18 protein-coding genes are annotated in these 20769 nt (G+C 75.0%); 10 read left to right on the forward strand and 8 right to left on the reverse strand.

The annotated features are described in order from the left end of the window. Positions 1–242: 242 nt before the first annotated feature. The 5 genes from KBZ10_RS07270 (at position 243) to KBZ10_RS07290 (ending at position 6570) form a co-directional block, all read left to right on the forward strand. Complete coding sequence (locus KBZ10_RS07270; protein WP_210986656.1) at positions 243–1034, forward strand: MIP/aquaporin family protein; 792 nt, start codon at positions 243–245, stop codon at positions 1032–1034. Between the two features lie 129 nt (positions 1035–1163). Further along, a complete protein-coding gene (glpK, locus tag KBZ10_RS07275) occupies positions 1164–2699 on the forward strand; it encodes a glycerol kinase GlpK (protein ID WP_210986657.1) in 1536 nt (511 codons plus the stop codon). Positions 2700–2704: 5 nt separating this feature from the next. After that, positions 2705–4324, forward strand: a complete 1620-nt coding sequence (locus KBZ10_RS07280; RefSeq protein WP_210986658.1) for a glycerol-3-phosphate dehydrogenase/oxidase — start codon at positions 2705–2707, stop codon at positions 4322–4324. Between the two features lie 228 nt (positions 4325–4552). Next, positions 4553–5041 (forward strand): Gmad2 immunoglobulin-like domain-containing protein, encoded by a 489-nt coding sequence (locus KBZ10_RS07285; RefSeq protein WP_210986659.1) that lies wholly within the window; start codon positions 4553–4555, stop codon positions 5039–5041. Positions 5042–5265: 224 nt separating this feature from the next. Then, on the forward strand, positions 5266–6570 hold the full coding sequence (locus KBZ10_RS07290; protein ID WP_307847250.1) for a PAC2 family protein: 1305 nt from the start codon (positions 5266–5268) through the stop codon (positions 6568–6570). A 116-nt stretch (positions 6571–6686) separates the two neighbouring features. Here the strand turns inward: KBZ10_RS07290 and mshC are convergent, their stop codons facing one another. The 4 genes from mshC to KBZ10_RS07310 form a co-directional block, all read right to left on the reverse strand. Beyond that, entirely contained in the window at positions 6687–7916 is a 1230-nt protein-coding gene (gene mshC, locus KBZ10_RS07295) for a cysteine--1-D-myo-inosityl 2-amino-2-deoxy-alpha-D-glucopyranoside ligase (RefSeq protein WP_210986660.1), read from the reverse strand. A 128-nt stretch (positions 7917–8044) separates the two neighbouring features. Further along, positions 8045–8914, reverse strand: a complete 870-nt coding sequence (locus KBZ10_RS07300) for an SCO1664 family protein (protein ID WP_210986661.1) — start codon at positions 8912–8914, stop codon at positions 8045–8047. Continuing rightward, a complete protein-coding gene (locus KBZ10_RS07305) occupies positions 8878–9468 on the reverse strand; it encodes a DUF3090 domain-containing protein (protein ID WP_210986715.1) in 591 nt (196 codons plus the stop codon). The genes KBZ10_RS07300 and KBZ10_RS07305 overlap by 37 nt, the downstream gene beginning before the upstream one ends. Positions 9469–9589: 121 nt before the next feature. After that, positions 9590–10294 (reverse strand): histidine phosphatase family protein, encoded by a 705-nt coding sequence (locus tag KBZ10_RS07310; protein WP_210986662.1) that lies wholly within the window; start codon positions 10292–10294, stop codon positions 9590–9592. A gap of 146 nt (positions 10295–10440) precedes the next feature. Between KBZ10_RS07310 and corA the strand changes: the two genes are divergently transcribed. Together corA and KBZ10_RS07320 are read left to right on the forward strand one after the other, a co-directional pair. Then, positions 10441–11424, forward strand: coding sequence for a magnesium/cobalt transporter CorA (gene corA / locus KBZ10_RS07315; protein ID WP_210986663.1), 984 nt, complete (start codon positions 10441–10443; stop codon positions 11422–11424). Between the two features lie 139 nt (positions 11425–11563). Then, on the forward strand, positions 11564–12178 hold the full coding sequence (locus tag KBZ10_RS07320) for a hypothetical protein (RefSeq protein ID WP_210986664.1): 615 nt from the start codon (positions 11564–11566) through the stop codon (positions 12176–12178). Positions 12179–12436: 258 nt separating this feature from the next. Here the strand turns inward: KBZ10_RS07320 and KBZ10_RS07325 are convergent, their stop codons facing one another. Next, complete coding sequence (locus KBZ10_RS07325; protein WP_210986665.1) at positions 12437–13912, reverse strand: nitronate monooxygenase; 1476 nt, start codon at positions 13910–13912, stop codon at positions 12437–12439. Between the two features lie 167 nt (positions 13913–14079). Then, positions 14080–15129, reverse strand: a complete 1050-nt coding sequence (locus KBZ10_RS07330; RefSeq protein ID WP_210986666.1) for an LLM class F420-dependent oxidoreductase — start codon at positions 15127–15129, stop codon at positions 14080–14082. 151 nt (positions 15130–15280) lie between these two features. On the opposite strand from KBZ10_RS07330, the gene KBZ10_RS07335 reads away from it, so the two are divergent. After that, a complete protein-coding gene (locus KBZ10_RS07335) occupies positions 15281–16261 on the forward strand; it encodes an aldo/keto reductase (RefSeq protein ID WP_210986667.1) in 981 nt (326 codons plus the stop codon). Then, positions 16258–18627 (forward strand): helix-hairpin-helix domain-containing protein, encoded by a 2370-nt coding sequence (locus tag KBZ10_RS07340; RefSeq protein WP_374223319.1) that lies wholly within the window; start codon positions 16258–16260, stop codon positions 18625–18627. Before KBZ10_RS07335 ends, KBZ10_RS07340 begins: the two co-directional genes overlap by 4 nt. Positions 18628–18858: 231 nt before the next feature. On the opposite strand, the gene KBZ10_RS07345 is transcribed toward KBZ10_RS07340, so the two are convergent. After that, positions 18859–19578, reverse strand: a complete 720-nt coding sequence (locus KBZ10_RS07345; RefSeq protein WP_210986668.1) for a hypothetical protein — start codon at positions 19576–19578, stop codon at positions 18859–18861. Between the two features lie 47 nt (positions 19579–19625). Between KBZ10_RS07345 and KBZ10_RS07350 the strand changes: the two genes are divergently transcribed. Beyond that, positions 19626–19814, forward strand: a complete 189-nt coding sequence (locus tag KBZ10_RS07350; RefSeq protein ID WP_210986669.1) for a DUF5703 family protein — start codon at positions 19626–19628, stop codon at positions 19812–19814. A gap of 104 nt (positions 19815–19918) precedes the next feature. On the opposite strand, the gene KBZ10_RS07355 is transcribed toward KBZ10_RS07350, so the two are convergent. Further along, the gene (locus KBZ10_RS07355; RefSeq protein WP_210986670.1) at positions 19919–20665 is read right to left on the reverse strand and encodes a chaplin; all 747 of its coding nucleotides are present in this window, start codon (positions 20663–20665) and stop codon (positions 19919–19921) included. Positions 20666–20769: the final 104 nt, after the last annotated feature.

Raw genomic sequence — 20769 nt, forward strand, 5'->3', positions numbered from 1 at the left:
CTCTGTCACCCTTGCTCTACGCACTGGTCGAATCGGCGGCTTTTTCGTTCGCGGACTCTTGACGTGCTGGGACCCGTGAAGAAAACTGCCGTTCTCCGGTCGGCATTGTCGAACACCTAACGACAATATTGATCACGGTGCCGCCAACGGCCGACCGGTGACCGCCCTCACCGAGGGCACGGGCCACGGGTGGGACCCCGGGGCCCGCCGTGCCCCCCTGGACAAGGACAAAGGAGTCGCGGGTGTCCAGCTCCGACATCTTCATCGGCGAGACCATCGGAACCGCCGTACTCATCCTGCTCGGCGGCGGCGTCGTGGCCGCCGTCACCCTCAAGCGCTCGAAGGCCCTCAACGCCGGCTGGACCGCCATCGCCCTCGGCTGGGGCTTCGCGGTCCTCACCGGCGCCTACATCGCGGTCGGTCTCTCCGGCGCCCACATCAACCCGGCGGTCACCGTCGGCCTGGCCATCCAGGGCACCACCGAGTGGTCGGACGTACCGCTCTACATCGCCTCGCAACTGCTCGGCGCGATGATCGGCGCCGTCCTGGTCTGGCTGGCCTACTACGGCCACTTCCGCGACCACCTGACCGACCCGGAGGTTCTGGCCGAGGCCCAGACCGGCCCGGAGGGCCTGGTGGAGCAGGACAACGCGCCGGCCGCCGGGCCCGTGCTCGGCATCTTCTGCACCGGTCCGGAGATCCGGAACGCCGTGCAGAACCTGATGACCGAGACCATCGCCACCACCGTGCTCGTCCTCTCCGTCCTCACCCTGGGCCTGACCAAGGGCCTGGGCGTGTCCGGCACCGGGGTGCTGATCGTCGCCCTCGTCGTGGCCGGTATCGGCTTCTCGCTCGGCGGTCCCACCGGTTACGCCATCAACCCGGCGCGCGACCTCGGCCCCCGGATCGTGCACGCGCTGCTGCCGCTGCCGAACAAGGGCGGCTCGGACTGGGGCTACGCCTGGGTCCCGGTGGTCGGCCCGCTGCTCGGCGGCGCCCTCGCCGGCGGGATCTACCAGCTGGCCTTCGCCTGAGCCCGGGCCCCGACCCGGACACCACACGCACCACACGCACCACACGCACCACACGCACCGGAGCATCGCGCCACCCCCGTCCCGAACGCCCCGTACGACCCTCCCGTCACCGGATCCCAGGAGCACACCGTGACCGACGCGCACACCGCCGGCCCGTTCATCGCCGCCATCGACCAGGGCACCACCTCCAGCCGCTGCATCGTCTTCGACACCGACGGGCGGATCGTCGCCGTCGACCAGAAGGAGCACGAGCAGATCTTCCCCAAGCCGGGCTGGGTGGAACACGACGCCGCCGAGATCTGGACGAACGTCCGGCAGGTCGTCGACGGTGCCGTCGAGAAGGCCGGGATCACCGCCGCCGACGTCAAGGCGATCGGCATCACCAACCAGCGCGAGACGACCCTGCTGTGGGACAAGGCCACCGGCGAGCCGGTGCACAACGCCATCGTCTGGCAGGACACCCGCACCGACGCGCTCTGCCGCGAGCTCGGCCGCAACGTCGGCAAGGACCGGTTCCGCCGCGAGACCGGCCTGCCGCTGGCCTCCTACTTCGCCGGCCCGAAGATCCGCTGGCTGCTGGACAACGTGGACGGCCTGCGCGAGCGGGCCGAGGCCGGCGAGATCCTCTTCGGCACCATGGACTCCTGGGTCATCTGGAACCTCACCGGCGGACCCGACGGCGGCGTCCACGTCACCGACGTCACCAACGCCTCCCGCACCATGCTGATGAACCTCCACACCCTGCAGTGGGACCCGAAGATCCTCGACTCGATGGGTGTGCCCGCCGCGGTGCTCCCGGAGATCCGCTCCTCCGCCGAGGTGTACGGCGAGGCGAGGAGCGGCGCCCTCGCCGGGGTGCCGGTGGCCTCGGCCCTCGGTGACCAGCAGGCGGCGCTGTTCGGCCAGACCTGCTTCGAGGAGGGCGAGGCCAAGTCCACCTACGGCACGGGAACGTTCCTGCTGATGAACACCGCCGGAACGCCCGTCAACTCGTACCACGGGCTGGTCACCACGGTCGGCTACCGCATCGGCGACCAGGCGCCCGTCTACGCGCTGGAGGGCTCGATCGCCATCACCGGCGCGCTCGTCCAGTGGATGCGCGACCAGATGGGGCTGATCAACAGCGCCGCGGAGATCGAGACCCTCGCCAGCTCCGTCGAGGACAACGGCGGCGCCTACTTCGTGCCGGCCTTCTCCGGGCTGTTCGCCCCGTACTGGCGCGACGACGCCCGCGGCGTGATCGCCGGCCTCACCCGCTACGTCACCAAGGCGCACATCGCCCGCGCCGTCCTGGAGGCCACCGCCTGGCAGACCCGGGAGATCACCGACGCCATGCGCAAGGACTCCGGCACCGAGCTGGCCTCCCTCAAGGTCGACGGCGGCATGACGTCGAACAACCTGCTGATGCAGACCCTCGCCGACGTCCTCGACGCCCCCGTGGTGCGCCCGCTCGTCGCCGAGACCACCTGTCTCGGCGCCGCCTACGCGGCCGGTCTCGCCGTCGGCTACTGGCCGGACACCGACGCGCTGCGCGCCAACTGGCGCCGCGCCGCCGAGTGGACGCCCCGGATGGACGCGGCGGACCGGCAGCGCGAGTACAAGAACTGGCTCAAGGCCGTGGAACGGACCATGGGCTGGCTCGAGAACGAGGAACAGGAGAACTGAGTCCGATGACGATCCCCATCCCGCAGAGCCCTCCGGCCACCGGAGGCTCCCCGGCCGCGGCCCCGCGGCCCGGCGGCCGCGCCGAGACCCGCGACCGGCTCTCCCGGGGAACCTACGACCTGCTGGTGATCGGCGGCGGCATCCTGGGCACCTCGGTCGCCTGGCACGCCTCGCAGTCGGGTCTGCGGGTGGCGATGGTGGACGCCGGCGACTTCGCCGGCGCCACCTCGTCCGCCTCCTCCAAGCTCGTCCACGGCGGTCTGCGCTATCTGCAGACCGGCGCGGTCAAGCTGGTGGCGGAGAACCACCACGAGCGGCGGGTGCTGGCCAAGGACGTGGCCCCGCACCTGGTCAACCCGCTCACCTTCCATCTGCCGGTCTACAAGGGCGGGCCGCACGGCGCGGCCAAGCTCGGCGCGGGCGTCTTCGCCTACTCCGCGCTCTCGGCCTTCGGCGACGGCGTGGGCCGGGTCATATCCCCGGCCCGCGCGGCCGCCGCCAACCCGGCGCTGCGCACCGAGAACCTCAAGGCCGTGGCGGTCTACGGCGACCACCAGATGAACGACTCCCGGGTCGCCGTGATGACCGTGCGGGCGGCGGCCGGATCCGGGGCCGCCGTCCTCAACCACGCCGAGGTCACCGGGCTGCGGTTCACCCGCGGCCGCGTCACCGGCGCCGAGCTCCGGGACCGGCTGGACGGCACCGAGTTCGGTGTGAACGCCCGCCTCGTCCTCAACGCGACCGGCCCGTGGATCGACCGGCTGCGGCGGATGGAGTACGAGCACGCCGCCCCCAGCATCCGGCTCTCCAAGGGCGCACACCTCGTGCTGCGGCGGAAGGTGCCGTGGCGGGCCGCCATGGCCACGCCGATCGACAAGTACCGCATCACCTTCGCCCTCCCCTGGGAGGACCAGCTGCTGCTCGGCACCACCGACGAGCCGTACGAGGGCGATCCCGCGGACGTCCGGGCCACCGAGGCGGACATCGCCCAGATCCTGGACGAGGCCGCCCACTCGGTGCGCGACGAGCACCTCTCGCCCGATCTGCTGACCTATGCCTTCGCCGGCCTGCGGGTGCTGCCCGGCGGCCCCGGCGGGGTGGAGCAGGCCAAGCGGGAGACCGTGGTCACCGAGGGCCGGGGCGGCATGCTGTCCGTCGCGGGCGGCAAGTGGACGACGTACCGCCACATCGGCCGGGTGGTCATGCGGAAACTGGCCTCGCTGCCGGACGGGGCGCTCGCCGAGGACATGGAGCCGCTCTCGCAACTGCCGCGCCGGGTGCCGCTGCCCGGGATCGCCAACCCGAACGCGGTGGCACACCGGCTGCTGGTCAGCCGGGAGCCCGGGTCCCGGATGGACCCGCTGACGGCGCGCCAGCTGGCCACGCACTACGGCTCGCTGGCGCTCGACATCGCCCGGCTCGCCGACGAGGACCCGGCGCTCGGCGAGCGCATCCATCCGGACGGGCCGGAGATCTGGGCCCAGGTGGTCTACGCCCGCGACCACGAGTGGGCCGAGACGGCCGAGGACGTGCTGCGCCGCCGGACCACCCTCACGGTCCGCGGCCTGGACACCCCGGAGGTCCGCACCCGGGTGGAGGAGATCCTCGCCGCCCGCAGGGACTGAGCCGGCCGCGCCGCCCGGAGGGGAGGCGGCCGCTCCTGACGGTGCGGGCCTCCCACCGCCTCCCCTCCGCCGTCCGTCCGCCGTCCGTCCGTCCGCCGTCCCTCCGCCTCCCGCCGGGGCCTTCGCCGCGCGCCTCGAACAACCGTGGCACGGGCGGCGTTTGACCGGCCGTGCGTTCGGTACCCCAAGGGTGAGGGAACGTCACGACGGCAGAGGGGGGCGTTCACGATGACGAACCGCATCGACCAGCCGCGGGAGTGGGATCTGGTCGGCGACCCGGTCCTCATCGCGGGAGTGGCCAACGGCTTCGAGGGCACCGCGCACTACCGGGTCGGCGAGGGCCACGACGAGGTGACCGGGTACTTCCAGGTCGGCGGCGGGACCGGTGAGCACGGGCAGTTCCAGGTCCGGGCCGACGTCAGCGCGGCGGCCTTCACGCTGGACCGGCTGTACGTCCAGGTCTTCGAGGTCAGCGCCGAGAACGGCGAGGAGTTCAACCTGGTGACCGTGCCGGTGATCTACGGTCCGCGGATCGTGCCCGGCTACATCGGCTACCGCGAGCACACCGTGGTGCGGGGCGAGACCCTGTCGGCCATCGCCCGGGCCCACTACGGCGACTCCCGCCTCTACCCGCGCATCGTACGGGCCAACCCGCAGCTCACCGACCCGGACGTGATCGTCCCCGGGCAGGTGCTGCGGATCCCCGTCGGCGACTGAATGCCCGCTCGCCGGGCAGGTTCCTCCCGTGCGGAACGGCCACCGCACCCCGGCCCGCGCCGGGGCGCGGTGCCGTCCGGCCCCGGGGACCGGGCGGATGCCGCGTCCCCCGGCATGGCCTGCCGGCGGCCGCGCCGGAAGCCGTAGGCTGGGTGCCGCACGTGACGGAACAGCAGCCGAGGCTGCGGGGGTAGCGCCCCGGCCCCGGCGGAAGGAGGCGCTGGGTGATCGAGCTCGAGGGGGTTCCCGAGCTGATCGACCCGGTCATGGTGGCCGCGTTCGAAGGCTGGAACGACGCGGGCGACGCCGCTTCCGCCGCGGTCGTCCACCTCGACCGGGAGTGGAAGGGCGAGGTCTTCGCCGCACTCGACGCCGAGGACTACTACGACTTCCAGGTCAATCGGCCGACCGTCTTCCTCGAAGACGGGGTCCGCAAGATCACATGGCCCACCACGCGGCTCTCCGTGGTCCGGGTGGGCGGGGAGAAGCCGCGCGACCTGGTGCTGGTCCGCGGGATCGAGCCGAGCATGCGCTGGCGTTCGTTCTGCAACGAGCTCCTCGGCTTCGCGCACGAGCTGGGCGTGGAGATGATCGTGATCCTGGGCGCGCTGCTGGGCGACACCCCGCACACCCGGCCGGTCCCGGTCAGCGGCGTCACCTCCGACCCCCAGCTGGCCCGCACCATGGACCTGGAGGAGACCCGCTACGAGGGCCCCACCGGCATCGTCGGCGTCCTGCAGGAGGCGGCCACGCACGCCGGGGTGCCCGCGGTCAGCCTCTGGGCGGCCGTGCCGCACTACGTGTCCCAGCCGCCCAACCCGAAGGCCACGCTCGCCCTGCTGAACCGCCTGGAGGACCTGATCGGGCTGCGCGTCCCCACGGGCGAGCTGGTGGAGGACGCGCGGGCCTGGCAGCTCGGTGTGGACCAGCTGGCGGCCGAGGACAGCGAGGTGGCCGAATACGTGCAGACGCTGGAGGAGGCCCGGGACACCGCCGAGCTGCCGGAGGCGTCCGGTGAGGCGATCGCCCGCGAGTTCGAGCGCTATCTGCGGCGGCGGGACGGCCGGCCGGGCGGTGCGCCGGGCGGCCACGCCACCGAGACCGGCTCCGCGCCGGACGGGCGGGACAGCGGCTCGTATCTGCGGGACCCCTCGGCGGGGACCGGCCGGCCGGCGAAGCCGGTCACCCCCGAGGAGACGGGCGGGGACGCGTCCGGCGCCCGGGAGGACTCCCCCGGCGAGGAGGGCGGCGGCCCGTCCGGCCGCCCGGCGGGCGGCGAAGGCACCGGCGGCGGCCGGAGCTCCGCGGAGGACAGGCCGTCCGCGAAGGACGACGCCGGAGAGGGCGGTGCCGGGAAGAGCGGAGCCGGCGGCCGCGGACGGACCGAAGGCGGCCGGGGCGGCCGGAGCGGCAGGCCGCGCGGACGCGGGGACACGGCCGGCGGACCGTCCGGCCCCCGGAAACCCGGCCGCGGGAACGCCGGCTCCGGCGACGGCACGGAGGACGGCCCGGGCTCCGAGGACACGTAGCCGGCCGGCGGATCACGGAGCGGCGGAACGCGGAACGGGGCGCTCCCGGTGGCGGGAGCGCCCCGTTCCTCATGAGCGGAATGAGCCGACCGCGCCCACCGCGCGGACGGCCGGCCTCAGACGGCCACGCCCAGCAGCGCGTCCACGGCGCGGGACACCAGTCCGGGCGCCGACGGGTCCGTACCGCCGGTGGCCTCCTGCCCCGCGGCCCAGCGGTCCACCGCGGCGAGGGCCGCGGGAGCGTTCAGGTCGTCCGCCAGTGCCGCGCGGACCTCCTCGACGAGAGCGTCGGCGGGGGCCCCGTCGGGCCGGGAGACGGCGGCGCGCCAGCGGTCGAGCCGGGCCGTGGCCGCGGCCAGGTCCTCGTCGGTCCACTCCCAGTCGGAGCGGTAGTGGTGGGCCAGCAGCGCCAGCCGGATCGCCGCCGGGTCCACGCCCTCGCGGCGCAGCGCCGACACGAAGACGAGATTGCCCTTGGACTTGGACATCTTCTCGCCGTGCAGGGCGACCATCCCGGCGTGGACGTACGCCTTGGCGAAGGGGCGCTCGCCGGTGAGCGCGTGGGCGTGCGAGGCGCCCATCTCGTGGTGCGGGAAGGCCAGATCGGAGCCGCCGCCCTGGACGTCGAAGCCCATGCCGAGGTGGTCCAGCGCGATGGCCACGCACTCGATGTGCCAGCCGGGCCGGCCGGGCCCGAGGCTCCCGCCGTCCCAGCTGGGCTCGCCCTCGCGCGCGGCCCTCCACAGCAGGGGGTCGACGGGGTCCTTCTTGCCGGGCCGGTCCGGGTCGCCGCCGCGCTCGGCGGAGAGCCGGCGCATCGTTTCCGCGTCGAGCCCGGCGACCTCGCCGAAGTCGGGGTCGGCCTGGACCGAGAAGTAGACGTCCCCCTCCAGCTCGTAGGCGGCGCCGCTCTCCAGGAGCCGCTCGACGAGCGGCACGATGCCGGGTATGGCCTCCACGGCGCCGATGTAGTGGCGCGGCGGGAGCATCCGCAGGGCGGTCATGTCCTCGCAGAAGAGGGCGGTCTCGCGCCGGGCGAGCTCCGTCCAGTCGTCCCCGTTGGCGACGGCCCGCTCCAGCAGCGGATCGTCGACATCGGTGACGTTCTGGACGTAGTGGACCTGCCGCTTGGTGTCGAGCCATACGCGCTGAACGAGGTCGAACGCGGTGTAGGTCGCCGCATGACCCAGGTGGGTCGCGTCGTACGGGGTGATGCCGCAGACGTAGATGCGGGCTACGGGACCGGGGGCGAGGGTGATCGTCCCTCCGGTCGCGGTGTCGTGGATCCGGAGGTCGCGGCCACGGCCGGGCAGGGCGGGGACCTCGGAAGCGGGCCAGGCATACATGTCATGAGCGTAACCGGATGCACTGTCCGGATACGAACCGGCCGCCGCACCTGGCCGGATCGGCGGTCTTGCGCGGGGGCACACCGGAATGCACCCTCCGCGCCGCCTCCGCGGAGGGGCGCCCGCGGTCAGATCGGCGGCCAGGGGATCGGCGGCCAGTCGCCGCCGGGCTCCGGGTGACGCCCCGTGCGGAGGAGCCGGGCCACCCTCGTCCGGACGGCGTCGGTCTCCGCGGGGGTGATCAGCGCGGCGAGCCGGCCGGCCAGCGGGCCGCCGGGGGCGAGCTCCACCGCCAGCCGCTCCAGCACCGCGACGGCCTCCGCGGGCAGCGGCTCCCCGGCCCATCCCCACAGCAGGGTGCGGAGTTTGTCCTCCGCGTTGAACGTCACACCGTGGTCGATGGCGTGGAGCCGGCCGCCGGCGTCGGGCAGCAGATGGCCGCCCTTGCGGTCGGCGTTGTTGACGACCGCGTCGAAGACGGCGAGCCGGCGCAGCCGCGGGTCGTCGGCGTGGACCAGCAGGGCGGTGCGCCCCTCACCCACCTCCGCGAAGCCGATCGCCCGCCAGCCGGGTGCGGGTTCCTCCTCCTCGACGAGGGCCAGCAGCGCCGCCTGCGGGTCCGCCTCGATCCACAGCTGGCACATGCCCTCGCCATAGGGGCCGTCCCGCAGCACGGTCGGTGGGACGAGGTCCCAGCCGGTGACCCGGGAGACCTCGTAGGCGGCCGTCTCGCGGCGGGCGAGGCTGCCGTCGGGGAAGTCCCAGAGCGGGCGCTCACCGGCGACCGGTTTGTAGACGCAGGCCACGCGCCGCCCGTCGAGTTCGGCGGTGCAGCGCAGCACGGCGTTCGAGGCACCGCCGACCCGGCCGTCCACGGTCAGTTCGCCGCGTTCGAGGAGAGCGAGGGCGTCCGGGGGCGAGCCGGCCGGCGCGCCCCCGGGGGGAGCCGCCTCCGGGGAGGTCACAGGCCCCGGCGGTATCCGTTCTGGCGCGGACATACATGTCCCTCCGGGTCGAGCGGCAGGCTGCACAGCGGGCAGGGCGGCCGTCCGGCGTTGACCACGTCCAGCGCCCGTTTGGCGAACGCGCGGGCCATGCTTCCGGTGAGGCGCACCCGCAGCACGGGCGGGCCGTTCTCCTCGTCCTGCAGGAGCTTCTCCTCGGCCTCGGCCAGATCCTCCTCGGACCCGGCCTCCAGTTCGACGAGGGCCTGCGCTTCCACGATCATGCACTCGCCCTCGCCGTCCCAGGCCAGCGCCATGGTACCGACGCGGAACTCCTCCTCCACCGGCGTTTCCAGCGGCTCGGTGTCGGCCTCCTCGGCGGGGGCGACGGCCGGTACGGGCGCGTTGCCGCCCGTGCGGCGCACCACCTCGTCCAGCAGTTCGTCTATGCGTTCGGCGAGCGCCTCGACCTGCGTCTTCTCCAGAGCGACGCTCGTGGTCCGGCTGCCCGCGCTCGCCTGGAGGAAGAAGGTCCGGCGCCCAGGCAGTCCGACCGTACCGGCGACGAACCGGTCCGGCTGGTCGTAGAGGAACACCTGACGGGGCACGTCCTGCTCCATGTCTGCTCGGTGGTCTCGGGATGTCGGCGGTGCCCGGCGGCCGCGGTTGCCGGGCGGTCGCGCGGAAGGCCGTTCGCCCGCGGGCTGCCCACCCTACTGTGACCGGCGATCACGGTGCGCCCGCACCGCCTCCGACCGCGGCGTCCCCCTCCGCGGTGCCGTCCGGGACGGCGTCGGCGGGCGCCAGGCCGGCCAGGTCGCCGGTGTCGCCGAGCCGCAGCAGGAAGGGGCGGAGCGGGGTGTAGCGGATGGCGGTGACGGAGCCGGGTTCGGCGGCGAGCCGCTGGAACTGGTCGAGGTGCAGGCCGAGGGCGTCGGCCACCACCGATTTGATGACGTCGCCGTGCGAGCACATGACGTAGACGGCGTCGGCGCCGTGCTCCGCCTCGACCCGGGCGTTCCAGTCCCGGACGGCGTCGACGGCGCGCGCCTGCATGGCCCGCAGGGACTCACCGTCCTCGCCGGGGAACGCGGCCGCGGAGGGGTGCCGCTGCACCGTGGTCCACAGCGGCTCCCCGGCCAGTTCGGCCAGTTTCCGGCCGGACCAGTCGCCGTAGTGGCACTCGCCGATCCGCTCGTCGCGGTGGAGCGGCAGGCCGGGCCGGGTGTCCAGCAGCGGGCGCAGCGTCTCCCGGCACCGCTGCAGCGGGCTGGTCACGGCGGCGGCCAGCGGAAGCCCCGCCAGCCGGGCCGGAAGTGCGGCGGCCTGGGCGGCGCCGCGCTCGTCGAGTCCGACGCCCGGGGTCCATCCGGCGAGGATCCCGGCGGTGTTGGCGGTGGACCGGCCGTGCCGGACGAGAAGCAGCGTGGGCATGCCCGCCAGCCTAGAGCGTGCGGCGGGCGTCCCGCGCCGGGTCTCCGCCCCCGCGGGCCCGGTCCGCCGCCCGGCCCGCGCCCCTCCCCGGCGGTTTCCCGGGCGGTCGCGCGCATGACTCCCGCAGACGGGGAACAAGCAACCGAGTGATCGTGGACTGTGCCATCTACCAGGACGGACGCCGTGCCGAGGGCGCGCCGGACGTCACCGCCGCCCTCCGGGAGGCGCGCACCGCGCGCCACTCCTTCCTCTGGCTGGGACTGCACGAGCCGGCCCCGGAGGAGTTCGGCAAGGTCAGCCGGGAGTTCGGGCTGCATCCGCTGGCGGTCGAGGACGCGCTCAAGGCCCACCAGCGGCCGAAGCTGGAGGTGTACGACGACTCGCTGTTCCTCGTGCTGAAACCGGTGGTCTACGACGCCGCCGCGGACACCGTCACGACCGAGGAGCTGATGGTCTTCCTCGGCGACTCCTTCGTGGTGACCGTGCGGCACGGCGAGGGCAGTCCCCTGGCGTCGGTGCGCCACCGGCTGGAGCGGGAACCCGAAGTGCTGCGGCAGGGGCCGACGGCGGTGCTGTACGCGATCAGTGACGCGGTCGTGGACCACTACATCGACGTGGCCGCCGAACTCCAGCTCGATCTGGAGGAACTGGAGACCGAGGTCTTCGCGCCGGAGGCCGCGGACGCCCGGAACACCGCGGCGCGGATCTACACCTTCAAGCGGCAGGTCGTCGAGTTCCGGCGGGCGACCGGCCCGCTCAGCGACCCGATGACGCGGCTCACTCAGGCCCCGCTGCCGTTCGTCGACGAGTCGGCGCGGCCGTTCTTCCGTGACGTCGGCGACCACTTGACCCGGGCCAACGAGAGTGTCGAGGGACTGGACCGGCTGCTGTCGGACGTCCTCGCCGCGCATCTCGCGCAGACCGGGGTCCGGCAGAACGACGACATGCGGAAGATCTCGGCGTGGGCGGCGATGGCCGCCATCCCCACGATGGTCGCGGGCATCTACGGGATGAACTTCGAGCACATGCCGGAGTTGGAGAGCACCTGGGGTTATCCGGTGGTGCTGGGGCTGATGGGGCTCGCCATCGCCGGTCTCTTCCGGGCGTTCAAACGGCAGGGCTGGCTCTGAGCCGGGACCCCGGCGGGCGCCGCGCCGGGCTGCGCCGGGCCGGGCCGCCCCGGCCGGCCGGCTGATCGTTTCCCTGCGGCCGGTCGGCCCGCTGTCCGCGGCTCTCGGTAGGGTGACAGTGCACCGGAGGGGGTAGCGGGTGAGTCTGTTCGGCAGAGCGGCGCGCGGCGGTCTCGCGCGGCCGCGCCTCGGTCCGGCCGGCTCGGACTGGTCGCCGTACGAGCGGTTCGACGAGGCGGCGCGGGCGTACTTCCTCCACGCCGACGTGGCGCTGGAGGCGGTCGGCGGAGTGCTGGGCCGGCGCCGGGTCCGCGGTTTCACGTTCGAACGCGTCGTGGACCTCACGGAGTCGGGCGCCTCGGTCTGGCAGGAGGCCGCGGTCTGCGACGGCCGCCGTCTGATCCTCTGGCACAGCGAGGAGGTCGCCGACGACCAGGCGCCGGGCGGCACCGTTCTCGATTCATCGGTGCAGGTGCTGCCGCTGGAGTCGATCCGGCATGTGGGAATGCGGACCATGGTCGGCCGGGACGCCGCGGGCCGGCGGGTGGACCGCGGGGTGCATCTGGTACTGGCCACCTCCACACCGCACGAGCTGAACCCCGTGCCGGGCGGCGATCCGGAGGCGCCGATCGCCGCGGCCCGGTTCCGCCCCGAGGCGTTCCGTTTCAGCAAGTCGCTGGAGGACGGCGGACCGGGGCAGATAGCGCGGCTGATCTCCTTCGGCCGGCTGCTGGGGCGCCTGGTCCCGCGCTGAGCCCCGCCGCGCCGGCCGCTGCCCCGCAGCGCCCCGCCGCGCCCCGAGCCGCCCCGAGCCGCCCCGGCTCCCGGGCCGCCCCGGGTGTCGTCCTTCCACGGCACCGCCCGCTCCGTGTGGGGCCGGACCGGGGGAAACGGCCCCCGCCCCGCCCGCGGCGGCTGCTTCGGGCGAGCGGCCCCGCACACCCCGCCGCCGCGGAGCCGAAACCGCCCGGGCCCCGTGGCGCCCGGCGCCGGACGGTGCCGGGCGCGCCGCTCACACCGCCGCGTCCGCCCCGGCCCTCTCCGCCAGGCCGGCCGACAGCCACCGCACCACCGACTCCGCGCTGTACGGTTCGCCGCCGGGCGCGATGCGGGGAAGGAAGTCCAGGTCCTGACCGATGGTGACGACCGGCGGCTCCACCCCGCCCCCCGGGCGGCGCTGGCCGAGCCCGATGGCCGCCAGCAGCCCGTTGCACAGGCACTGCCGGCCCTCCGTCCGCGCCGGGTCCCCGCCCTTGCGCGCGTAGGCGGCCGGGGGTTCCGCCGGGCAGCGGTAGCCGACGGCGCCGCCCGCCGTCCGGTACGGGGTGCGCAGATAGCCGAGGTCGCAGACGCGGCGGCGGCCGGCGGCCACGGCCGGATCGGCGAGCGTCCCGGGCAGCTCCGCGACCTTGAACGGGAAGGACGTCGGTGACGCAGCCGGGTCGTTGCGCACGGTCAGTGCGGAGCTCAGCCGGCGCTCCACCAGCTCCCGCCGCAGCCGGGGGTCGAGACCGGACTCCTCGCAGAGCGCGAAGACGCTGCCGACCTGCACGCCGGCCGCCCCGGCGGCCCGGGCCCGCGCGAGCCGCTCCGGCCCGCAGGCACCGCCGGCGATCCAGAACGGCAGGCCGAGGGCGGCCATCCTGGCGAAGTCGGGGGTGTCGCGCGGCCCGTAGACGGGGTCTCCGTCCCCGTCCAGCCGCAGCGGTCCGCGGGGCGGGGCGCTGTGGCCGCCCGCGCGGTGGCCCTCCACCACGAAGCCGTCCGGCCGGGTCCGCTCGGAGCGGTGGAGGTACGCGGCGAGGGCCGGCAGCGAGACGATGGCGAGCACCTGGGGGCGGCGCAGCCGGCCCACCGCGGCCCCGCCCAGTTCCGCCGCGGGGTCGAAGGGGACGCGCAGGGGCTCGGCGTCGCCCTCGACCGCCACCTCCGCGGTGACGGGCAGCAGCCGGGACAGCCGGGTGGCGAGGCCGGGGATGTGCGCGGGGATCCCGGCGCCGACCAGGACGTAGTCCACCCCGGCGAGGATCGCGCCGAACAGCGCGGGCACGGTGGCCAGCTGGACCTTCTCCAGGTAGTTGACGCCGACGGGGCCGCGGTGGCCCTCCTTGGCGAGCCACACCTCGCAGAAGTTGGCGACGGTGGTCAGCGCGCGGCCGCGGCACCCGGGGGCCGCGGTCAGCCGGGGCGTGGTGGGAAACCGCTCGCCGTCCCCGGCACCACCCTCGACGAAGTACCGCTCCAGCACGGCCTCGGCCGCGCCGGGCACGGGGTAGGCGGCCAGGGCACGGCGCAGGTGCCCGCCCGGGTCGCCGCTCCGCAGGGTGCGGATCAGCACGGTGTCCAGCGCGGTGCCCGAGACGACGCCGAGCTGCCCGGTGCGCGCCACGGCGCGGGCCAGCCGCCACCCGGAGACCCCGACCCCCATTCCGCCTTGGATCAGCCAGGGCCGGCCGGACGCGGGGCTGTCCGGCGCAGGGATGTCCACGGTTCCTCCAGGGGTCGCCGGGGACGGGGCCGTCAGCCGCCGCCACCGAAAACCTACGCTAGCGTAGGTTCGGCCCGTTCCCCTTGGGACCTTCGGCCCATCCCCGCCCCGCCGGGCGGTCCGGCAGGGCGGGACGGGCCGCGCGTCACCCCGTCACGTCCTCACTGTCAGGCCAGGCCCGCGCGTTCCAGGGCCTCGACACCGGCGCGCAGCGCGCTGATCCGCTCGTCGAGCGTGAAGCCGGCCGGGGTGAGCGACAGGGTCGTGACCCCGGCCGCGGCGTAGGCCTGCATGCGGTCCGCGATGCGCTCCACGGGGCCCAGCAGCGAGGTGGAGTCGATGAGTTCGCGGGGGACGGCCGCCGCGGCGCCCTGCTTGTCGCCGGCCAGGTACTTCTCCTGGATCTCGGCGGCCTCCTTCTCGTACCCCAGGCGCCGGGCGAGCTTGTTGTAGAAGTTCTGCTTCGCGCTGCCCATGCCGCCGACGTAGAGCGCGGTGTACGGGCGGAAGATGTCGGCCAGCGCGTCCACGTCCTCGCCGAGGGCCATCGGGACGGTGGGCACCAGGTCGAAGCCGTCCAGGGTCTTGCCGGCCTTCTCGCGGCCCGCGCGGACCGCGCTCAGCGTGGTCTCCTCGGCGTGCTCCGGCGCGAAGAAGAGCACCAGGGCGCCGTCGGCGATCTCCCCGGTCTGCTCCAGGTTCTTCGGGCCGATCGCCGCTATGTAGAGCGGGATCTCCTCGCGCACCGGGTGCACGGTGAGCTTGAGCGCCTTGCCCGGGCCGCCGGGGAGCGGCAGCGTCCAGTGCTCGCCCTCGTGGGTCAGCCGTTCGCGGGACATCGCCTTGCGGACGATCTCGACGTACTCGCGGGTACGGGCCAGCGGCTTGTCGAACTTCACGCCGTACCAGCCCTCGGAGACCTGCGGGCCGGAGACCCCGAGGCCGAGCCGGAAACGGCCGCCGGAGAGGGAGTCGAGGGTGGCGGCCGTCATCGCCGTCATGGCCGGGGTGCGCGCCGGTATCTGGAGGATCGCCGAGCCGATGTCGATCCGTTCGGTCTGCGCCGCGACCCAGGCCAGCACCGTGGGAGCGTCGGAACCGTACGCCTCCGCCGCCCAGCAGACGGAGTAGCCGAGCCGGTCCGCCTCGCGGGCGACGGCGAGGTTGTCGGCGTCCATGCCGGCGCCCCAGTAGCCGAGGTTGATGCCGAGCCGCATATCGCTCCCTTTACTGGTCGGTAACGTCTCTCCGGCCGGACTCTAGCGCGCGGGCCCCGCCCTCCGGCAGTGCCGGGCGGGGCCCGGTGCCCGCCCGCCGGTATGACGCGCGTCACCGCGCCCCGGCCGGCGGCCAGTACTCTCTGCGGCCATGGAGCAGAGGCATCTCGGCCGAACCGGCCTGCGGGTATCGCGGATCGGCCTCGGCACCCTCACCTGGGGCCGTGACACCGGCGAGCACGACGCCGCCGAGCAGCTCAAGACGTTCTGGGACGCCGGCGGGACCCTGGTCGACACGGCCGATGTCTACGCGGACGGCGCGGCGGAGTACCTCCTCGGACAGCTCATGGAGGGACTCGTCCCACGCCGCGACCTCGTCATCGCGACCAAGGCGGGCAGTGTCCCCGACCCGGAGCGGCGCTTCGACGGCTCCCGCGGCCATCTGCTGGCCGCCCTGGACGCCTCCCTGGAACGGCTCGGCACCGACCACGTCGACCTGTGGCAGGTCCACGCCTTCGACCCGGCGACCCCGCTGGAGGAGACCCTGCAGGCGCTGGACATCGCGGTGAACAGCGGCCGCGCCCGGTACGTGGGCGTCTCCAACTACAGCGGCTGGCAGCTCGCCAAGGCGGCGACCTGGCAGCTCGCCGTCCCCGGCCGCACCCGGCTGGCCAGTACGCAGATGGAGTACTCGCTGGTGCAGCGCGGAGTCGAGCGGGAGGTACTGCCCGCCGCCCGGGACCTGGGGCTGGGGCTGCTGCCCTCGTCCCCGCTGGGCCGGGGCGTGCTCACCGGCAAGTACCGGCACACCACGCCGGCCGACTCGCGCGGGGCCTCGGCGCACATGTCCGGCTTCGTCGCCCCGTATCTCGACGAGGCCGCCGGCCGGATCGTGGACGCGGTCGCCACCGCGGCCGACGGGCTGGCCACCACCCCCCTGCATGTGGCCCTGGCCTGGGTCCGGGACCGGCCGGGGGTCGCGGCCCCCCTCGTGGGCGCGCGGAACGCGCAGCAGCTCTCGGCGGCGCTGTCAGTGGAAGCGCTTAGTCTTCCCGACGAGATCCGCCGCGCGCTCGACGATGTGTCGGCGCCCCTGCACCACTATCCCGACCAGGACTGGAGCACGCTGTGACCACGGACCGCCCCGCCGGCGAGACCGCTGCCGCCGCCCCGGCGCCGGAGGACGGCCCGGCCTCCCCCGGCACCCCGGCCCCGGCACCGCCCGCCGGGGAGGGAGGTGCCGGAGAGGGCGGCACGAGGGAAGGCACCTCCCGACGGCCGCCGGCGGCCGAGGCGCTCGCCGCCGCCGTGCGGGCCGTGGAAAGCGGGGAGCGGTCCGCCGCGTCCTTCTTCAGCGAACCGCGGCCCCCCGCCGCCCGGCGCCCCGCCCCTGCGGCGGACCGCGGGCCCGCGGCGGCGCCCGGCCGCTCCGGGCCCGCGCCGCGGCCGGAGGGGCCCGGAGTCTCCGTGCCCGGCGGCCCCGCGGCGCCCGGGGTCCGGCCGCCGTCGGCGGAGCGGGCGGCCGCGAGCGCCACGGCGCGGGAAGTACTGGCCGCGGGCGGGGCCCCGGAGACGCTGGCGGAGCCGGTGACGGACCTCCTCGGGGAGCGGGCCGCGGCCGCCCTCCGCGAGGACCCCTGGCAGCTGCTCGCCGTACCGGGCGTGCAGCCGGAGCAGGCGGACGGCTTCGCGCGGGCCCTGCTGGGGGCGGAGGCGGGCCCGGGGGACGAGCGCCGGACCCGGGCACTGATCACCTGGCTCCTGGAGCGGGCCGCGCTCCGGGGGCACACGGCCCTGGAGCCCCCGGCGCTGCGCGAGGCGCTGGCCCGCCGGTCGGTGCCCGATCCCGAGGCGGCGCTGCGCGACGCGATCGCCGACGGCGCGGTGCTGGTCTTCCAGGACGCCCTGGACACCCCCGGCGGGTCACCGGGCGGTTCGCCCCGTCCCGCCGGTGAGCCGGAGGGCGAGGAGGCCGAGCAGCCGGTCCGGGTGCTGCTGGGCCTCGACCGCTACGCCCTGGCCGAGGAGAGCCTCGCGGACGGGCTGGCCCGGATCGCGAACGCCGTCACCCCGGACGGCAGCCCGGCCGGAACCCCTGCCGGGACCCCGGACGGCAGCGGGGACGCCGGCGCGGACGGCACCGCGGACTCCGGCCCGGACGCCGCCGCCTGGGAGGCCGCCGCGGGGGCCGCGCCGTCGCCGTCCGCCGCCGAGCTGATCCGGGCGGCCGCCCGCCACGGGCTGGTGGCGCACACGGGCGGGGAGACGGCGCGCGCCGAGCCGCTGGCCCTGGTCGCCGCCGCGCGCGGTATGGGCCTGCGCGCCTGGGCCGCCGTGCACGCCCCGGCGGGGCGCCGACGGGCCGGGGAACCGCTCGCCGCGGCCGGGCGCCCCGGCTCCGCCGCACCGGGGGCGGCGGACGCGGCGCGCTCCGCGGAACCGGCCGCCGCCGGTACGGACGGCACGGCCGGCGGGAAGGGCGCGGCGGCTGCGAGCGGTGCGGCCGGCCCGGACGGCACGGCGGACGCGGCCGGCGCCGTGGTGACGGTCGCCGGGCTGCTCGCGGGCGCCGAGGGGCCGGGGCGGAGCCCGGAGGGAACCCTGGAGCTGGATCTGCTCGTCGTCCTCGACGCGCCGCAGCTCGATGTGGAGACGGCCGCGATGCTCGTCGAATCACTGCCGGACGGCGCCCGGCTGGTGCTCAGCGGTGACCCGGGCGTGCTCTGGTCGGCCGGCCCGGGCAAGGTCTTCGCCGATCTGCTGTCCGCCGGTTTCTGTCCACGGATCACTTCGCGCACCCCGGACCCGGGCCCGATCGGCGAACTGGTGTCGGCCGTCGGCATCGGTGAGCTGCCCTCGGTGGAGGCCCCCGGCAAGGAGGTGGTGATCGTGCCGGTCCGGGACGCCGGGGAGGCGGTGCACCGCACCGTGCAGCTCGTCGCCGACTCCGTACCGCGCGCGTTCGGGGTGCCGCCGGAGCAGACCCGGGTCATCACCCCCGGCCACGGCGGAGCGGCCGGCACCCGCACGCTGAACGCGGCTCTGAAGGAGCGGCTCAACCCGGGACCGGGGCGGTTCGGCGGTTTCGATCCGGGCGACCGGGTGGTCTACAGCCCGGCTCCGGGCCGGGCCCTGATGGGCACCGTGGTCTCCGCCGACGCCGAAGGGCTGCTGCTGGAGGGGGACGACGGCCGGATCACCGTGCCGCGCGAACGGGTCGCCACCGGTGCCGTACGGCACGGCTGGGCCGTCACCGCCCACCAGGCGGCCGGTGCCACCTGGCCGGCGGCCGTGGTGGTCCTGCCCGGTGACGCGGCGGCCGCGCTGACCCGGGCCTGGGTCTACACGGCGTTCGGACGGGCGGAGCGGCATCTGTCCGTGGTGCACGGAGTGGACCGGGCCCTGCCCCGCGCGGTCGCCGAAGTACCGGCCACGGAGCGCACCACAAGGCTGCGGGCCCTGCTGCGGGCCCTCCCCCCGCCGCCCGCGCAGGGCTGAGCCGCTCCCCGGCCCCACCCGCCCAGGGCGGGCCGGGTCCCGGAGAGCGGTCCGGACCCGGCGGACCCGGCGGACCCGGCGGACCCGGCGGACCCGGCGGACCCGGCGGACCCGGCGGGTCCGGTCCCCTCGCCGGGCCCTCCCCGGGCCGCCTCCCGGCCGGCGGGTGCGACCCTGCTCCGCGGCGGGGCCGGGGCCCGGGGCCGGGCCCGGCTCAATCCGGCTTCGGGCTCAGCGCCCGGTGTCGGGGGTGTCCGGGGCGAGGATCTCCAGCCCGTCGGGCAGTGCCTCCTCGTCGTCCTCGGCTTCCTCTTCCTCTTCCGCCTCCTCGTCGAAGACGGAGCTGACGTCGAAGCGGCAGAGGATCCGCTGCGGGTCCACGTCGTCGAAGGGCGCGTTGAGCCACTCCCCCGGCTCGGCCGGCTCGTCGGCAGCGGTCACCCAGAGGGTGGAGTCGCCCTCCTCAAGTCCGAACTCCTGGTGCCGGGAGGCGATCTCGTCGGGCTCGAACTCCCCGAACAGCACCCCCAGAGCGGTGTGGACACTGCTGCCCACTCCGGCGATCTCCGCGCGGGCCCCGTTCACGGCGGGCTCCGCGTCCGGGTCCAGCTCGACGATCCGCTCGGCCTGGGCGAAGAGCCGGCGGGACTCGGCGACGGAGTAGTCGCGCCGGATCAGCACACTGAGGGCACTGGGATTCTCCGGACCGGTGTAGGCGGGCAGCGAGCCGTCTCCGGGGATCTCGAACGGGGTGACCTCGTCGTACGCCTCGTACAGCAGTTCGTCGTACTCCTCGGCTGCCGCCGCCAGCTCGTTGAAGGCGGCGAAGACGGCCGGGTCGTCCTCGCCCGACCGGCGCTCGACCGCGTCGAGGTGTCGGTCCAGCGCGGCTTTGACCGCCTCGGCGGCGGCGCGTACCTCGGCAGCGGATGGCTGCGCAGCATCAGACATAGTGCAGACGCTATCCGTACATGGCCCTTGCCCGCACAATAGATGCGATGCCGGAATATGAATTTCGTGACGTGTATGTGCCGCGCGGGGTCTCCCGCCACGCGGCGACCCGCCTGCTGACCGACCACGCCGAGTACGGGCACTGGGAACTGGACCGTCTTCTCCTCATGCGCGACGGCAGCCGCAGGGTGCGGCTGCGCCGCCGGATCATCCGACAGATCCGCGCCACCTGGTAATCCGGGGTTCACACGTGCGGGGAGCGGGCCCCGTTACGGGACCCGCTCCCCGGTTGTGCCGCGCTGGGCGGGCCCGGCCCGCGAGGGCCGGGCTCCAGGATGCGTCAGGCCTTCACTCGCGAGCGCCGGTAGAGCAGCGCGCCGCCGATGAGAAGTCCCGCGCTGAGCGGCAGGGTGACCGCCAGTGAGTCGCTGCCCGTTTCGGCGAGGGTCTCGACGCCCTCGGGCTGGTCGACCAGGGTGGTCTCCTCACCGGCCGGTGAGTCGCCCTCGCCGTCCGCGGTCTCCGGACCGCCCGTGCCCGGCTCCTCCTCGCCCGGGTCGCCCGGGTCGCCCGGGTTACCGGGGTCACCGGGGTCACCGGGGTCGCCCGGCTCACCGGGCTCGTCCGGGTGGTCCGGAGTGCCGGGGCCACCGGGCTGCCCCGGGACTCCCGGGCCCGAGTCGCCGGTGCCGGTGCAGTCGTTGTCCCGGACGGTGTCACCGACGCCGATGACGCTCACACCGGTGCCGCAGACGTTCACCGGGGCGTTGACCGGGACCTGGACCGAGTTGCCCGAGGCGATGCCCTCGGAGTCACTGGTGGTCCCCTGGGCCTGCGGGCTGTTGCCCGAGCTGCCGCAGGCGTTGCCCGCGGCGGGGTTCAGCAGGCCGACGACGCTGGCCGTCGTCCCGCAGACGTTGACGGGCGCGTTGATCGGTGCCTGGACCGAGTTGCCGGAGAGGACCCCCGGCGAGTTCGCGGCGCCTCCCTCGGCGCCGGAGTCAGCGCACGCGTAGCCGGCGGTGGCGGCGAGTACGCCGCCCGCGGCCGCTGCGGTGATCAGGCTCTTCCTCGCGACATGTCGCATGGATTCGTTCCTCTGTCTCTGCCATTCGAAAAGCGCGCGGGCTTGTCTCCCGCCCGCCGGAAACGGACAGCCCCGGAGTGCGTGGCGTGCGCTCCGGGGCTCCC

This window comes from Streptomyces sp. F63 (assembly GCF_018070345.1).
In the GTDB taxonomy this organism is placed as follows: domain Bacteria; phylum Actinomycetota; class Actinomycetes; order Streptomycetales; family Streptomycetaceae; genus Streptomyces.

What these genes read in the sequence shown, in the direction of transcription:
- mshC (WP_210986660.1), bottom strand. Translation starts at nt 7,916, where the DNA reads ATGTATGCCTGGCCCGCTTCCGAGGTCCCCGCCCTGCCCGGCCGTGGC.
- KBZ10_RS07345 (WP_210986668.1), bottom strand. Translation starts at nt 19,578, where the DNA reads ATGTCTGATGCTGCGCAGCCATCCGCTGCCGAGGTACGCGCCGCCGCC.
- KBZ10_RS07310 (WP_210986662.1), bottom strand. Translation starts at nt 10,294, where the DNA reads ATGCCCACGCTGCTTCTCGTCCGGCACGGCCGGTCCACCGCCAACACC.
- KBZ10_RS07335 (WP_210986667.1), top strand. Translation starts at nt 15,281, where the DNA reads ATGGAGCAGAGGCATCTCGGCCGAACCGGCCTGCGGGTATCGCGGATC.
- KBZ10_RS07285 (WP_210986659.1), top strand. Translation starts at nt 4,553, where the DNA reads ATGACGAACCGCATCGACCAGCCGCGGGAGTGGGATCTGGTCGGCGAC.
- KBZ10_RS07355 (WP_210986670.1), bottom strand. Translation starts at nt 20,665, where the DNA reads ATGCGACATGTCGCGAGGAAGAGCCTGATCACCGCAGCGGCCGCGGGC.
- KBZ10_RS07280 (WP_210986658.1), top strand. Translation starts at nt 2,705, where the DNA reads ATGACGATCCCCATCCCGCAGAGCCCTCCGGCCACCGGAGGCTCCCCG.
- KBZ10_RS07300 (WP_210986661.1), bottom strand. Translation starts at nt 8,914, where the DNA reads ATGTCCGCGCCAGAACGGATACCGCCGGGGCCTGTGACCTCCCCGGAG.
- KBZ10_RS07350 (WP_210986669.1), top strand. Translation starts at nt 19,626, where the DNA reads ATGCCGGAATATGAATTTCGTGACGTGTATGTGCCGCGCGGGGTCTCC.
- KBZ10_RS07330 (WP_210986666.1), bottom strand. Translation starts at nt 15,129, where the DNA reads ATGCGGCTCGGCATCAACCTCGGCTACTGGGGCGCCGGCATGGACGCC.